The organism is Aeromonas sp. S5(2024) (assembly GCF_041403025.1).
GTDB classification, from domain to species: Bacteria; Pseudomonadota; Gammaproteobacteria; order Enterobacterales; family Aeromonadaceae; genus Aeromonas; species Aeromonas hydrophila.
In genome coordinates, this window is the sequence record NZ_JBGLRI010000016.1 from 37,843 (window position 1) to 52,834 (window position 14,992).

The 14,992-nt window shown below is 62.3% G+C and carries 13 protein-coding genes; 10 read left to right on the plus strand and 3 right to left on the minus strand.

From position 1 onward, the window contains the following. Positions 1-243: 243 nt before the first annotated feature. Positions 244-1,830 (plus strand): alpha-glucoside-specific PTS transporter subunit IIBC, encoded by a 1,587-nt coding sequence (locus ACB032_RS21435; protein ID WP_371138725.1) that lies wholly within the window; start codon positions 244-246, stop codon positions 1,828-1,830. Between the two features lie 2 nt (positions 1,831-1,832). Then, positions 1,833-3,152: a 6-phospho-alpha-glucosidase gene (locus tag ACB032_RS21440; protein WP_041217760.1), complete on the plus strand. Its 1,320-nt coding sequence runs from the start codon at positions 1,833-1,835 to the stop codon at positions 3,150-3,152. A 69-nt stretch (positions 3,153-3,221) separates the two neighbouring features. On the opposite strand, the gene ACB032_RS21445 is transcribed toward ACB032_RS21440, so the two are convergent. Continuing rightward, positions 3,222-4,226 carry a substrate-binding domain-containing protein gene (locus tag ACB032_RS21445; protein ID WP_011704143.1) on the minus strand — a complete coding sequence of 335 codons (1,005 nt, stop codon included), beginning with the start codon at positions 4,224-4,226 and terminating at the stop codon, positions 3,222-3,224. A 435-nt stretch (positions 4,227-4,661) separates the two neighbouring features. On the opposite strand from ACB032_RS21445, the gene ACB032_RS21450 reads away from it, so the two are divergent. From ACB032_RS21450 to ACB032_RS21475, 6 genes are all read left to right on the plus strand, one after another. Beyond that, positions 4,662-5,783 carry a branched-chain amino acid ABC transporter substrate-binding protein gene (locus tag ACB032_RS21450; RefSeq protein WP_016348967.1) on the plus strand — a complete coding sequence of 374 codons (1,122 nt, stop codon included), beginning with the start codon at positions 4,662-4,664 and terminating at the stop codon, positions 5,781-5,783. Positions 5,784-5,847: 64 nt separating this feature from the next. Further along, entirely contained in the window at positions 5,848-6,774 is a 927-nt protein-coding gene (gene livH / locus ACB032_RS21455) for a high-affinity branched-chain amino acid ABC transporter permease LivH (protein WP_011704141.1), read from the plus strand. Next, a complete protein-coding gene (locus ACB032_RS21460) occupies positions 6,771-8,039 on the plus strand; it encodes a high-affinity branched-chain amino acid ABC transporter permease LivM (protein WP_017410832.1) in 1,269 nt (422 codons plus the stop codon). The genes livH and ACB032_RS21460 overlap by 4 nt, the downstream gene beginning before the upstream one ends. Next, positions 8,036-8,809, plus strand: coding sequence for a high-affinity branched-chain amino acid ABC transporter ATP-binding protein LivG (gene livG, locus ACB032_RS21465; RefSeq protein ID WP_011704139.1), 774 nt, complete (start codon positions 8,036-8,038; stop codon positions 8,807-8,809). Before ACB032_RS21460 ends, livG begins: the two co-directional genes overlap by 4 nt. A 10-nt stretch (positions 8,810-8,819) precedes the next feature. Beyond that, on the plus strand, positions 8,820-9,521 hold the full coding sequence (locus tag ACB032_RS21470; protein ID WP_011704138.1) for an ABC transporter ATP-binding protein: 702 nt from the start codon (positions 8,820-8,822) through the stop codon (positions 9,519-9,521). A 3-nt stretch (positions 9,522-9,524) separates the two neighbouring features. Further along, the gene (locus ACB032_RS21475; RefSeq protein ID WP_371138726.1) at positions 9,525-10,358 is read left to right on the plus strand and encodes a helix-turn-helix domain-containing protein; all 834 of its coding nucleotides are present in this window, start codon (positions 9,525-9,527) and stop codon (positions 10,356-10,358) included. Here ACB032_RS21475 and ACB032_RS21480 read toward each other — a convergent pair. After that, entirely contained in the window at positions 10,355-11,041 is a 687-nt protein-coding gene (locus ACB032_RS21480; RefSeq protein WP_371138727.1) for a LysE family translocator, read from the minus strand. The two genes, ACB032_RS21475 and ACB032_RS21480, sit on opposite strands and share 4 nt — an antisense overlap. A 70-nt stretch (positions 11,042-11,111) precedes the next feature. Here ACB032_RS21480 and glpE point away from each other — a divergent pair, with 70 nt between their 5' ends. Then, a complete protein-coding gene (glpE, locus tag ACB032_RS21485; RefSeq protein WP_011704135.1) occupies positions 11,112-11,435 on the plus strand; it encodes a thiosulfate sulfurtransferase GlpE in 324 nt (107 codons plus the stop codon). Then, positions 11,432-12,265, plus strand: coding sequence for a rhomboid family intramembrane serine protease GlpG (glpG, locus tag ACB032_RS21490; RefSeq protein ID WP_371138728.1), 834 nt, complete (start codon positions 11,432-11,434; stop codon positions 12,263-12,265). Before glpE ends, glpG begins: the two co-directional genes overlap by 4 nt. A 140-nt stretch (positions 12,266-12,405) precedes the next feature. Here the strand turns inward: glpG and ACB032_RS21495 are convergent, their stop codons facing one another. Continuing rightward, complete coding sequence (locus tag ACB032_RS21495) at positions 12,406-14,823, minus strand: VolA/Pla-1 family phospholipase (protein ID WP_371138729.1); 2,418 nt, start codon at positions 14,821-14,823, stop codon at positions 12,406-12,408. Positions 14,824-14,992 lie beyond the last annotated feature (169 nt).

The window sequence follows — 14,992 nt, forward strand, 5'->3', positions numbered from 1 at the left end:
GATCGCCTTTATTTCAACTTTCTGAAAATAAACAATTTTAAATTCAAATAACCCGATAAAAACGTCACAAAAACAAGACGTACAACAATATCGCAAAATTTAGATCTCTTTGTCTAAATAAGTGCATGCGCCGGATCACATAACCACCACATATTTCATGAGGGCCTGATCGCTTGTTGTTAGGTTCAACTCAGCAATACGACAACAGCAGTCAGACAATTCTCTAATAAAAAGGGACGCTATATGCTCAGTCAAATTCAACGTTTTGGCGGGGCAATGTTTACGCCTGTATTACTGTTTCCATTCGCAGGTATGGTGGTAGGCATTGCAATCATGCTGAAAAATCCCATGTTCGTGGGAGAGACGCTGGCCAATCCTCAGGGACTGTTTTTTCAAATAGTCCATATTATTGAAGAGGGTGGCTGGACGGTATTTCGAAATATGCCGCTGATATTTGCCATCGGCCTGCCGATCGGTCTGGCAAACAAGGCTCAGGCCCGCGCCTGCCTCTCCGTGCTGGTCAGCTTCATGACCTGGAACTACTTCATCAATGCCATGGGGATGACCTGGGGCGACTATTTCGGGGTCGACTTCAACCAGGCGGTCGGTGGCGAGAGCGGGCTGGCCATGGTGGCCGGCATCAAGACCCTGGACACCAGCATCATAGGTGCCATCGCCATCTCCGGCATCGTCACCGCCCTGCACAACCGGCTGTTCGACCGACAGCTGCCGGTCTTTCTCGGCATCTTCCAGGGCAGCTCGTTCGTCACTATCGTCGCCTTCTTCGTGATGATCCCCTGCGCCTGGCTGACCCTGCTGGGCTGGCCCAAAGTACAGATGGGCATCGCCTCCCTGCAGGAGTTCATGCTGGTCTCCGGCCCGCTCGGCGTCTGGGTTTACACCTTCCTCGAGCGGATTCTGATCCCGACCGGCCTGCACCACTTCATCTACGGCCCCTTCATCTTCGGCCCGGCCGCGGTGGAAGGCGGCATCCAGCTCTACTGGGCCCAGCACATGCTGGAGTTCAGCCAGAGCACCCGACCGCTGATCGAGCTGTTCCCCCAGGGCGGCTTCGCCCTGCACGGCAACTCCAAGATCTTCGGGGCCATGGGGATTGCGCTCGCCATCTACGCCACCGCCGCCAGAGAGAACAAGGCCAAGGTGGCCGGCCTGCTGATCCCGGCGACCCTGACCGCCATGCTGGTGGGGATCACCGAGCCGCTCGAGTTCACCTTCCTCTTCATCTCGCCCCTGCTGTTCGCCATCCATGCCCTGCTGGCGGCCACCATGGCGACCGTGATGTACCTGTTCGGGGTCGTCGGCAACATGGGCGGCGGTCTGCTCGACCAGTTCCTGCCGCAAAACTGGATCCCCATGTTCCACAATCACGCCGGCATGATGTTTACCCAGATTGCCATCGGGCTGACCTTTACCGGGATCTGGTTCCTGATATTCCGCACGCTCATTCTGAAATTCAATTTGAAAACCCCTGGACGGGATGAAAGCGAAATAAAACTGTATTCCAAGGCCGATTATCAGGCCGCCAAGAAACAGCGCGGCCATGATATTGCCGGCCATATTCTGACGGCGCTCGGTGGCGCGAAAAATATCAACAGCCTGAACAACTGCGCCACCCGGCTGCGCATATCGCTGCGTGATGCGAGCCTGGCGGCACCGGATGATGCTTTCAAACAATTGGGTGCCCACGGCGTGGTCCGCCACGGTGACAGCATCCAGATCATTATCGGTCTGCATGTGCCCCAGCTAAGGGAAAACATGGAGAGCCTGATGAACACACCCTCCTCCTCTTCTTTCGTAACGGAGTCATGATCATGAAAAAATTCTCTGTCGTCATTGCCGGCGGTGGCAGCACCTTTACCCCGGGCATCGTTCTCATGCTGCTGGAGAACCAGCACCGCTTCCCGCTGCGGGAGATCAAGTTCTACGACAACGATGGCGCCCGCCAGGAGGTGATCGCCGAAGCCTGTCGTGTCCTGCTGCGGGAACAGGCCCCTGACATCGCCTTCAGCTATGGCACCGACCCCAAGGCGGCCTTCAGCGGGGTGGACTTCGTGATGGCCCATATCCGGGTCGGCAAGTACCCCATGCGCGAGCTGGACGAGAAGATCCCGCTGCGCCATGGCGTGGTCGGCCAGGAGACCTGCGGCCCGGGCGGCATCGCCTACGGCATGCGCTCCATCGGCGGCGTGCTGGAGCTGGTCGACTACATGGAGCAGTACTCGCCGGATGCCTGGATGCTGAACTACTCCAACCCGGCCGCCATCGTGGCCGAGGCGACCCGTCGCCTGCGCCCCCACGCCAGGATCCTCAACATCTGCGACATGCCCATCGGCATCGAGGGACGGATGGCCCAGATCGCCGGCCTGCCGTCACGCAAGGAGATGCGGGTACGCTACTACGGCCTCAACCACTTCGGCTGGTGGACCCGCATCGAGGATCTGGCGGGTAACGACCTTATGCCGGCCATCAAGGCCCATGTGGCCAAACACGGCTATGTGCCCAAGCAGGCCGGCCACGCCGAGGCCAGCTGGAACGACACCTTCGCCAAGGCCAAGGACGTGTGGGCCCTTGATCCGGACACCCTGCCCAACACCTATCTGAAGTACTACCTCTACCCGGACTATGTGGTGGCCCACTCCAATCCGGAGCACACCCGCGCCAACGAGGTGATGGAGCACCGCGAGAAGCACGTGTTCAGCGCCTGCCGCGCCATCGTGGCGGCCGGCAACGCCGCGGCTGGCGAGCTGGAGATCGACGAGCACGCCTCCTACATAGTGGATCTGGCCACCGCCATCGCCTTCAACACCCAGGAGCGGATGCTGCTGATCGTGCCGAACCGGGGCGCCATCCCCAACTTCGACCCGGAGGCCATGGTCGAGATCCCCTGCCTGGTGGGCAGCAGCGGCCCCGAGCCGCTGCAGGTGGGCAACATCCCGCTGTTCCAGCAGGGCATGATGGGCCAGCAGGTGGCCGTCGAGAAGCTGGTGGTGGAGGCGTGGATCGAGCGCTCCTATCAGAAGCTGTGGCAGGCGATCACCCTCTCCAAGACGGTGCCGAGCGCCTCGGTGGCCAAAGCCATCCTGGACGACCTGATCGCCGCCAATAAGGAGTACTGGCCGCCCCTGCAATAAACGCGGGCCAAACAAAAACCCCCTCGCTGGCGAGGGGGTTTTCTTGTTGATGGCGCTGCCGTGGCGCGATCAGCGCAGGGACTTGACCGAGCGGCGGACGATCAGCTCCGGCTGGACCGTCATCGACTCAACTTCCAGCTCCTTGTTGCGGATCCGGCTCACCAGCTGCTGCACCGCCAGCAGACCGAGCTCGGCCTTGGGGTGGCGGATGGTGGTCAGCGGCGGGCTGGAGAAGCGCGCCATCTCCACGTCGTCATAACCGATCATGGAGATGTCGTCCGGCACCTTGACCCCGGCTTCCCAGGCGGCGCAGATGGCGCCGATCGCCATGGGATCGTCGAAGGCAAACACCGCGGTCGGCCGCGGCTTGAGCGCCAGGATCCGCTGCATGGCATCGAATCCGCTCTGGCTCTCGTAATCCCCTTCGAAGATCTGCTCGTCTTTCAGGGTCAGCCCCTGCTCGCCCAGGGCATCGCGCACCCCGTCCAGCCGCTGCTGGGTGGTCGGCTTGGCCAATTGACCGGTGATGCAGACGATGTCGCGGTGACCCTGCTCCAGCAGGTGGCGCACGGCCAGACGCGCACCGATGCGGGCGTTGTCGTTGATGACGTTGGCAAAGTCACACTCGGTACCCCAGTCCAGCACCACTTGCGGCACGTTCTTGTGGATGCGCAGCATGTCGCGCAGCGGGGTATCGATGTCGGTTCCCAACACCAGCAGACCGTCGACCCGCTTCTCCATCAGCATGCGCAGGTAGTGCTGCTGACGGGGCGGCTGGTTCTCGGTATTGCAGAGGATCAGGCTGTAGCCCTGCTCGAAGCAGTACGCCTCCACCCCCTGCACCACTTCCGCAAAGAAGGGGTTGGCACTGGTGGTCACCAGCATGCCGATGGTCTTGGTCGAGTTTATCTTGAGGCTGCGCGCTACCGAGTTGGGCGCGTAGTTGAGTTCTGCCACCGCCTCAAGCACTTTTTGGGTTGCGTCTTCGCTGACCCGACGGGTGTGATTGAGTACATGTGAGACGGTGGAGATGGATACGCCTGCGCGGGAGGCGACATCCTTGATAGTGGCCATCTCTGTCTCCTGAAGATCAAAGGCGGAACATTAGCAGATTTCCCGAATAAAGGCTTGGTTTTAACGAGCACTGCCAATGAATTGTCAATGCTGGCTAATCTAGGCGCTCATTTCTATTTGCGCAAACGGATTTTGGTCAAAATGGGAGCAGTGTCAGGGTAAAATATCGTCAGTTTTTTCATCTATCATTTATCGAAAGCACACCTTGTTGAGAAGATGTTAATCAACACCTTTAGCATCAATATCTAAATCAGATTTCAATATTGGTTATTTGTTTCAAAAAAACACTATTCCACCCTCTCTGGTTAGTATCTTTAACAGCTTGTTATTGCCCAGCGAGGAATGATAGAACCATACCTATTGCCGGACTGGCGGGATCACGGTTCGGAATGGCACACGGAAAATGAAACAATCCACTGATTAAGGGACGAATCGATGAATAAGTTGAGCAAAATGGCAGTCAGGACAGCGGTTTCTATGGCCCTGTTCGGATCGGTATCACTGGTCCACGCGGCGGACACCATCAAGATCGGCATCGCCGGTCCGGTCACCGGCCCGGTCGCCCAGTACGGCGACATGCAGTTCACCGGCGGCAAGATGGCAGTCGAGCAGATCAACAAGGCCGGTGGCATCAAGGGCAAGCAGATCGAAGCCGTCATCTATGACGACGCCTGCGATCCCAAGCAGGCCGTGGCGGTCGCCAACAAGGTGATCAACGACGGCGTCAAGTTCGTGGTCGGCCACCTTTGCTCCGACAACACCCTGCCCGCTTCCGACATCTATGAAGATGAAGGCGTGCTGATGGTCACTCCGGCCTCCACCAACCCCAAGATCACCGAGCGCGGCTATCAGCTGGTGCTGCGTACCATCGGCCTGGACAGCGACCAGGGTCCGACCGCCGCCAAGTACATCATCGAGCAGGTCAAACCCAAGCGCGTGGCCGTCATCCACGACAAGAAACAGTACGGCGAAGGCATCGCCTCCAGCGTGAAAGCAGCGCTGGACAAGGCCGGCGTCAAGGTGGTGGCGTTTGAAGGCATCACCGCCGGCGACAAGGACTTCTCCGCCCTGATCGCCAAGCTGCAGAAAGAGAACGTCGACTTCGTCTACTACGGTGGCTATCACCCGGAACTGGGTCTGATCCTGCGTCAGGCTGGCGAGAAGGGCCTCAAGGCCAAGTTCATGGGTCCGGAAGGGGTCGGCAACAAGGACATCTCCGCCATCGGTGGTCCGGCCTCCGAAGGCCTGCTGGTGACCCTGCCGAACAAATATGACCTGGTGCCGGCCAACGCCCCGCTGGTGGCCGCGTTCAAGGCCAAGGGCCAGGACTCCTCCGGTCCGTTCGTGTGGACCACCTATGCCGCGGTGCAAACCCTGGCTGCCGGTATCGCCAAGGCGGGTGAGGATGACCCGGCTGCCGTTGCTGCCGCCATCAAGGCCGCACCGATCGATACCGTCATGGGCACCCTGAGCTGGGCTCCGAGTGGCGACCTGAAAGGCTTTGAATTCGGTGTGTTCCAGTGGCACGCCGACGGTACCTCCACTCAAGTCAAATAATCTGCCGGTCGGGGTGACATGAGTCACCCCTCCTTTCTTTGCGGGCAAGTACAGGGAACGCAGTATGTCCGAACACTTCCTTTACCTGGTTCAGCAGTTGCTGAACGGGTTAACCATAGGCAGCACCTATGCGTTGATCGCCATCGGCTACACCATGGTCTATGGCATCATCGGCATGATCAACTTCGCCCACGGCGAGGTCTACATGATCGGCTCCTATGTCGCTTTTATGGTGATGGCGGGGCTCATGATGATGGGCATCGACAGCACCTTCCTGCTGCTGGGGGGCGCCTTCCTGGTCAGCATCGTCATCACCGGCACCTATGGCTGGACCATAGAGCGGGTCGCCTACCGCCCGCTGCGGGGCGGCAACCGGCTGATCCCCCTGATCTCCGCCATCGGCATGTCGATCTTCCTGCAGAACATGATGCGGATGGCCCAGGGCTCGCGCGACATCGCCATGCCCACCCTGATCTCCGGCGGCTGGACCCTGGGTGAAGCCGACGGCTTCCAGGCCAGCCTTTCCTGGATGCAGCTCATCATCTTCGTGGTGACCTTCATCACCATGCTGGCACTGACCCAGTTCATCGGTCGCTCCCGCATGGGCCGCGCCTGCCGCGCCTGTTCGGAAGACATCAAGATGGCCAACCTGTTAGGGATAGACACCCACGTGGTCATCTCCATCACCTTCGTGCTGGGGGCCACCCTGGCCGCCGTCGCCGGCGTGCTGCTCGGCATGTATTACGGCGTCATCAACCCCTACCTCGGCTTTATGGCCGGCTTGAAGGCCTTTACGGCGGCGGTCTTGGGCGGCATCGGCAGCATTCCCGGCGCCGTGCTGGGCGGCCTGCTGCTCGGCGTGGTCGAGGCGCTCACCGCCGGCTACCTCAGCACCGAATACAAGGATGTGATGGCCTTTGCCCTGCTGATCGGCGTGCTGCTGTTTATGCCCACCGGCATTCTGGGTCGCCCGGAGGTCGAAAAGGTATGAAAAAACAATTCATTCATGCCTGCATCGCCAGCCTGGTGCTGCTGGTGCTCTCCTTCTGGCTGCTCGGCTTCAAGCTCGAAACCGACGGCACCCGCCTGCTGGTGACCAGCCGGCTCGACGTGTCGCTGGCTTGGCTGCTGGGCGGCGCCACCCTGGTGTTCTGGTTCCAGATGCTGCGTGGCCAGATATCCAGGCTGTTCCAGGCCTCCATCAGCGGCTTCTCGGTCGGCTTCACCAAGCTGGTGCTGCCAAGCCCCGAAGAGGCCCCGAAGCTCTATAACCTCACCGCCGTGCTGGTGCTGCTGTTCGCGGTGAGCTGGCCCTTCATGGCCTCGCGCGGTGCCATCGATCTGGCCACCCTGGCCCTCATCTACATCATGCTGGGGCTGGGTCTGAACGTGGTGGTCGGCCTCGCCGGTCTGCTGGATCTCGGCTACGTCGGCTTTTACGCGGTCGGCGCCTACAGCTATGCCCTGCTCAACACCTACTTCGGGCTCAGCTTCTGGGAGTGCCTGCCCATCGCCGGGCTGACGGCAGCCACCTTCGGCTTTTTGCTCGGCTTCCCGGTGCTGCGGCTGCGGGGGGATTATCTGGCCATCGTCACTCTGGGCTTTGGCGAGATCATCCGCATCCTGCTCAACAACATGACCAGCCTGACCGGTGGCCCGAACGGCATCTCCGGCATTCCCAAGCCGACCCTGGGCGGTCTGGAGTTCAACCGCACCGTCAAGGATGGCGGCTTCGAAACCTTCCACGAGTTCTTCGGCATCGCCTACAACGCCAACCACAAGGTGATCTTCCTCTATCTGATGGCGCTGGTGCTGGTGATCGCTACCCTGTTCGTCATCAACCGCCTGCTGCGCATGCCGCTCGGCCGCGCCTGGGAGGCATTGCGGGAAGACGAGATCGCCTGCAAGTCGCTGGGGCTCAACCCCACCATCATCAAGCTGACCGCCTTCACCATTGGTGCCTGCTTCGCGGGCTTCGCCGGCAGCTTCTTCGCCTCGCGCCAAGGCTTCATCAGCCCGGAGTCCTTCGTCTTCATCGAGTCGGCCATCGTGCTCGCCATCGTGGTACTGGGCGGCATGGGCTCCCAGATCGGGGTGGTGCTGGCCGCCATCGTGATGACGGTGCTGCCTGAGCTGGCGCGCGAGTTCAACGAGTACCGCATGCTGATGTTCGGTCTCTTGATGGTGTTCATGATGATCTGGCGGCCACAGGGATTGCTGCCGATGACCCGTCCGCATCTGGAGTTAAAGAAATGAGTGCCAATCAGAAGTTAATGGAAGTCTCTGATCTGTCGATGCGCTTCGGAGGGTTGCTGGCCGTCAACGGCGTCAAGCTGGACGTGGACAAGGGGGAGGTGATCTCCATCATAGGCCCCAACGGGGCGGGCAAGACCACCGTCTTCAACTGCCTGACCGGCTTCTACCGCCCGAGCGGCGGCATCATCCGCTACAAGGGCGAGGAGATCCAGGGCCTGCCCGGCCACCTCATCGCCCGCAAGGGGATAGTGCGTACCTTTCAGCACGTGCGGCTGTTCAAGGACATGACAGCGGTGGAAAACCTGCTGGTAGCCCAGCACAGGCACCTCAACACCGGCTTTCTGGCCGGGCTGTTCAAGACCCCGGCCTTTCGCCGCGCCGAGCGGGAGGGGCTGGAGCAGTCCGCCTTCTGGCTGGAGAAGGTGGGGCTCAAGGATCTCGCCAACCGCGCCGCCGGCAACCTGGCCTATGGCCAGCAGCGCCGGCTCGAGATTGCCCGCTGCATGGCGACCCGGCCCGAGCTGCTGATGCTGGACGAGCCGGCCGCCGGCCTCAACCCGCACGAGACCGACGAGCTGAACGAGCTCATCTCCAACCTGCGGGACGAGTTCGGGGTCTCGGTGCTGCTGATCGAACACGACATGAAGCTGGTGATGGAGATCTCCAACCGCATCTTCGTGGTCAACCAGGGCACCCCGCTGGCCCACGGCAAGCCGGACGAGATCCGCAGCAATCCGGCAGTGATCAAGGCCTATCTGGGCGAGTCGTAAGGACAAAAAGATGTTAGAACTTCGCAACGTATCGACCCACTACGGCAAAATTCAGGCGCTGCACGACGTCAGCGTCCAGGTCAAAGAGGGGGAAATCGTCACCCTGATCGGTGCCAACGGCGCCGGCAAGACCACCTTGCTGATGACCCTGTGCGGCGAACCCAAGCCGAGCAGTGGCTCCATCTGGTTCGAGGGAGAGCAGATAGACTCGCTCTCCACCGCCCGCATCATGCGCAAGGACATCGCCGTGGTGCCGGAGGGGCGCCGCATCTTCGCTCGCCTGACGGTGGAGGAGAACCTGCTGATGGGGGCCTTCTTCGTCGACAAGGCCGAGCAGCGCGGCCTGCTGGATCAGATTTTCACCCTGTTCCCCCGCCTGCACGAGCGACTGGAGCAGCGCGCCGGCACCATGTCCGGCGGCGAGCAGCAGATGCTGGCCATCGGCCGCGCCCTGATGAGCAAACCGCGCCTGTTGCTGCTGGATGAACCCTCGCTGGGGCTGGCCCCCATCGTCATCCAGCAGATCTTCGACACCATAGAGCAGCTGCGCCGCGACGGCATGACCATCTTCCTGGTGGAGCAGAATGCCAACCAGGCGCTCAAGCTGGCCGATCGCGGCTATGTGCTGGAGAACGGCCACGTGGTACTGCAGGACACGGGGGCGGCCCTGTTGGCCAATCCGGCCGTCCGTCAGGCCTATCTCGGCGGCTGACCCATGAGCAGGGCCGACACGGCGCCGGATCACCACAGTTTCTGGCACGATCCGGCCCTGCCTTTCATCGAGGCGCGGGCGGTGCAGGATGGCCGCCGCGTCTGCTACGACAAGCACAGTCACCCCCACTTCTCCATCGGCGCCATCACCGGCGGCCACAGCCACTACCTCAACCAGCGCAGCCGGCAGGAGGTCGGCCGCGGCCACCTGGTGCTGATGAACCCGGAAGAGGTGCACGCCTGCAACCCGATTGCGGATGAGCCCTGGTCCTATCTGATGTTCTACCTCGACACCGGCTGGCTGCAGCACCAGCAGGAAGAGGCGGGGCTGGGCAACGCGTTTCGCCCCTTCGACATGACCGCAAGCCGGGATCCCCCGCTCTACCAGGGGCTGTGCCGGCTCCACCGGCAGCTGTGGCAGGAGCCGGAGCCGCTCGCGCGCGAGGTGGCCTGCCACCAGTTCAGTCGCCAGCTGCTGGCCAGGCTCACCCCGGCCAGCTGGGACGATCGGCCGCCGCAGCACCTGCAGCGGGCCGCCGAACTGATGCAGGACGACTGCAGTAGCCCCCTCACCCTCGCGCAATTGAGCGCGGTGGCCGGGCTCACCCCCTCCCACTTCGTGCGCAGCTTCAGCCGCCATTACGGCATGACGCCCCACGCCTACCTGCTCGATCAGCGCATCCGCCATGCCCGCACCCTGCTCCGGCGAGGAGAGCAGCTGGCGGAGGTGGCGCTGGCCAGCGGTTTTGCCGATCAGGCCCACTTCCAGCGCCAGTTCAAGCGGCGGGTGGCCGCCACCCCGGGTCACTACCGCAATCAGCTGACCCGGCTGGGCTAGCGCACCAGATAGGCGGCGCAAAGCAGCAGCAACAGCGCCATCGCCCGGTTGAACCAGCGCAGCCGCTGCGGCGCGAGCAGCAACCCCTGCAATCGGCTGCCGGCATAGGCCCAGCAAGCGATGGAGCCGAGGCAGATGACCAGGTAGAGGCCGCTGAACAGGGCCACCTGCCCCACCCCGCCCGCACTGCCATAGGCCCCCATCCCCATGCTGGCGGCGAGCCAGGCCTTGGGATTGAGCCATTGCATCAGTGCCCCGTACCAGAAGGAGGGCACCACCCCGTCGACCCCTTCCACCCGGCCGCTGTCCACCAGCAGCTGCCAGACCATCCAGCCGAGAAAGATCACCCCGGCCCAGCGCAGTGCCTCCGCCGCCAGCGGCCACTGCAGCAGGGTGGCGCCCAGCCCCAGTCCCATCAACAGCAGCAACAAAATGAAGCCCAGGGTGGCCCCGACCACGTGGCGCAGGCTGGCCGCAAAGCCGTGCCTGGCGCCGCTGCCGAGGGCGACCAGATTGACCGGCCCCGGGGTGATGGACATGGCCAGGGCAAACCCGGCCATGGATAACAGCAGACTCGTCTCCATGAATAACGCTCGTAGCAGCAAAAGGAGCCCCCAGCCTAGCCGGCACCCCGCCCCCGGTATTGAAGGAAATTGCGATCGATCACGGCAATAACCGGACACATTGCGGGCTTAGCGCCGGCCTCCGCTTGCGGTAAACTGACCCTCAATCACCTATTCGCAGGACATGTTAATGGACCAGTTTGCCCATATCAGTGCCCATGATGCCCACCAGAAGCTTGCCGCCGGTGCAGCCCGCCTCGTGGATATTCGCGACCCCCAGTCGTTCGAGACGGCCCACGCGGTCGGCGCCTTCCACCTCACCAACGGCACCCTGGTGCGTTTCATGAACGAGGTGGACTTCGATACCCCGGTGATCGTGATGTGCTATCACGGCAACAGCAGCCAGGGCGCCGCCCAGTACCTGCTGCAACAGGGGTACGATGAGGTCTACAGCCTGGATGGCGGCTTCGAGGCGTGGCGCAGGGAGTTCCCGATCCAGGCGGGCGACGCATGATCCAGCTGCTGGTGCTCGACAATGCCCGCATGGCCCAGGCGCTGGTGGACTATCTCTCCACCCTCGGCATCTCGTGCGAGCTGACCCAGTCCGAGCTTGGCGTCTCGGTCTGGCTGGCGGACGAACAGCGCCTCGCCCAGGCCCAGATGGAGGTGAAACGCTTCCTGGCCGAACCGACCCACCCCCGCTACATGGAAGCCTCCTGGCAATCCGGCCGGGCCGATGCCCGCATCGACTACAGCAAGGGGATGACGGACCCGGTCACCGACTTCCTGCATCAGGCCGGGCCGCTGACCCTGGTGGTGATCATCGCCTGTCTGGCCATCTACGGGCTCGATGCCATCGGTCTGCCGATCTTCGATGAGCTGGCGTTCCACCCGACCCTGGCCCAGTTCACCGACTGGCAGGCGTGGCGCTACTTCACCCCGGCCTTCATCCACTTCTCGGTGCTGCACCTGGTGTTCAACCTGCTGTGGTGGTGGTATCTGGGGGGCCAGATCGAACAACGGCTCGGCAGCGGCAAGCTGCTGATCCTGCTGCTGGTCGGCGCAGCCCTGCCCAACCTGGCCGAGTTCTTCGCCAGCGGTCCGCTGTTTGGCGGCCTCTCCGGGGTGGTCTATGCCCTGCTCGGCTACTGCTGGTTGCGCAGCAAGTTACAGCCGGCCTGCGGCCTCACCCTGCCACCGGCGCTGATGGGCTTCATGCTGTTCTGGCTGGCGCTCGGCTTCTTCGATCTGCTCGGCACCCGTACCGCCAATATGGCCCACCTGGCCGGTCTGCTGGTCGGGCTGCTGCAGGGCTGGCTGGACAGACACCATCAGCCCGCCTGAGTGGTAGTGGCCATCGAGGTGCAGCAAGCTGCTCGGCAGCCAAAGCGGCCACCAACCAGGCCAATCTGAACCGGCGACAAGTGCGATGCTGGAAAACAAAACGCCGCCCCGAGGGGCGGCGTCTTTATTGGCCGACTGGCTTACTGCTTGAGCAGGCTGCCGTTGGTCACCTTGACCGCAGTGCCGCCGCTCATGAAGAAGCTGGCGAACTGGGACTGCATCTCGGTGGTCACATCGCCGCTCGGGTCGAAGTTCTCGTCCGGCGCCAGCAGCGAGCTGTGGCCACCGGCCACGAAACGGGCCGCGTTGTGGCTGGCCGCACCGGTGGCGGTCAGCGGCTGCAGTGCCAGCACCTTGAACAGCGGCTCGGTACCACCCAGCGGGGCGGAGGCGATGCTGTTCGGGATCACCTGGTCAGACAGGCTCAGCGCGCCATCGCCGACGATCTCGGTGGCGAACAGCGGGAAGCTGCTCTGGATGCCGCGGCCGAGGTTGATCGGGTCAGCCGAATCCAGCACCGACTGGGCCGCGAAGCTGTAGCTCTGCAACGTGCTGGCCGCCGCCGCCTGCTGGGTAGTGCTCAGGCTTGGCAGGAACTCGTTGACGAAGCAGGTCGGCACCGCGGTCTTGCAGTTGGGCGCATAGGCGGTGAAGCCGGCTTTCAGCTCGGCACTGCCGCTGGTCAGCACGCCCATCTTGATGGTCGGGCCGAAGGTCGGCGAGTTCAGCAGCAGCGGCGCGATGCCGCCACCCGGCATGGCCAGGCCGCCGGTGTCGAACTTGAACAGGGCATCCGCCTGCGCATTGCCGATGGGCTGGTTGGCAACCGCCAGCAGGTTGGTACCTGAGATGGCACCCAGCGAGTGGCCCAGGAAATGCACCTTGAGGCTACCGGCGGTGCCGATGGCACCCTTGGCATTGGCCAGACCGACCGCCAGACGCAGGCCCAGCAGATCTGCCACGCTCTGTTTCAGGTTGTCGCGGGCCACGGTCAGGTAACTCAGGTTCAGATACGGGGTCGGGTTGTCGGAGGTGGTCACGGTCGCCATGCTGCCGCTCAAGGCGAAGCCGCGCTCACCGTGCAGCGGGTGATCGATCACCACCAGCGCCACTTTCTTGCCTGCCTGCATGCCGGCATAGATCTGGCCCAGCGCCAGCGCATAGGCGTTCTCTTTCACCGAGGTGACGCCGTGCTGATAGATGATCACGTCGGTGATGGTGTTGAGGGCATCCTTGGCGAAGACCCGCATCGGCACCGACTGCACCTCTTCCAGCATGGGCAGCGGGTTGAAGCGGCCGATGTTCTGCTCGGCATCCAGCGGCTTGCCGCCGGAGGTGAGGGTCACCCCGATCAGCTTGCTCGCCTCGGCCAGCAGCTCGGCCTGACGGGTCGGATCGGCAATCAGGGTCGCCAGCAGGGCCGGATCCACGCCCGCGCCCACCAGCCCGGCGATCACTTCGCTGTCAGAGGCTTTCAGGGCATTGGCGATGGCGTACAGGCTGGGGATGGCGCCGTGCCAGGACTGGGTCTTGGCCTTGTCCCAGGAACCGGCGGTGGCCGGTGAGGCGAGGAAGTAAGGCAGCTTGACGGTACCGGTATAGACCTTGGTCGCTTGAGCGATCGGGTTGAGCGGAGCTCCTGGGCCGAAGGCGGTGGCGATCGCATCTTTCTGCTCCTGCGGCAGGAACTGCTCGGCGTCCAGCTGGGTCAGGAAGGCATTGCTGCCGGTCACGCTCAGGGTATAGGTACCCGGCAGACTGGTGTTGCCCTTGGCATCCTGCTTCCACAGGGCGGCCGCATCCAGGGTCGGGCTCTTCAGCACGGACGCCGCAGCGCCTTTCACCGCTACCAGCACGTCGGCGCCGGACTGGGTACCGAACCAGTCGGAGAAGATGACGTGATCGGTGGAGACGCCGGTGGCAGCCTTGAACAACCCTTCCTGCAGGGCGATCAGACCATTGATGGTCTGCTCCTGGGCATTGCTGCCGGCGTTGTTCTTGTAGTTGCCGTAGTCGTTGCCGGCCTTGACCGCATTGCCGCTGCTGTCCTTGAGGGAGTCGGTGGCCACGATCATGTAGTAGGAGGAGGGATTCAGCGGCTTGAGCGGCACCAGGTTCAGCTTGCCGGCCGAAGCGGCCACCACGAAGTCCACCCCGTAGGTCAGCACCTTCTTCACGCCGTTCGGGCGCAGGGCGGTGCTGTCAAAGCTCAGTTCCAGCAGGTAGAGCGGCGCGACCGAGGCAGCAAACTCCGCCGCGGCCGGGGCCTGCACCTGGATGCCGGATGACGTCACGGGCACGATCTGGATAGCCTGGGTCGTGGACCAGCCATCCAGGGTCGACATGGCCGAGACCGGGTTGGAGAGATCTGCCGTTTCGGTGGAGAATTTCAGGGTGCCATCGCTGGCCCGGGCTGCCAGAGCACTGGGGCGCACGGCGTTGGAACCGGTCAACAGATAGTCGAGATAGCTGGAGGTGTCGCCTTTGTTATCGTCACTGCCACCACAGCCAGCCAGCATAGCACTGACAACCGCGGCGTAAATTAGCTTCTTTTTCATATCCTTATCTCTTTTTAGTTGTTATCCATGAAATGCTGACTGAGTTGGGTGAGAACCCGACCGGTACATCTTAACAGCAACGCAACAATTATTAAGCCTCTGGTCGGTCATCTGATCTGCTTTTTTTGTGTACAGCATCAAGGAATTGGAATAGAAACGGGACTCGATA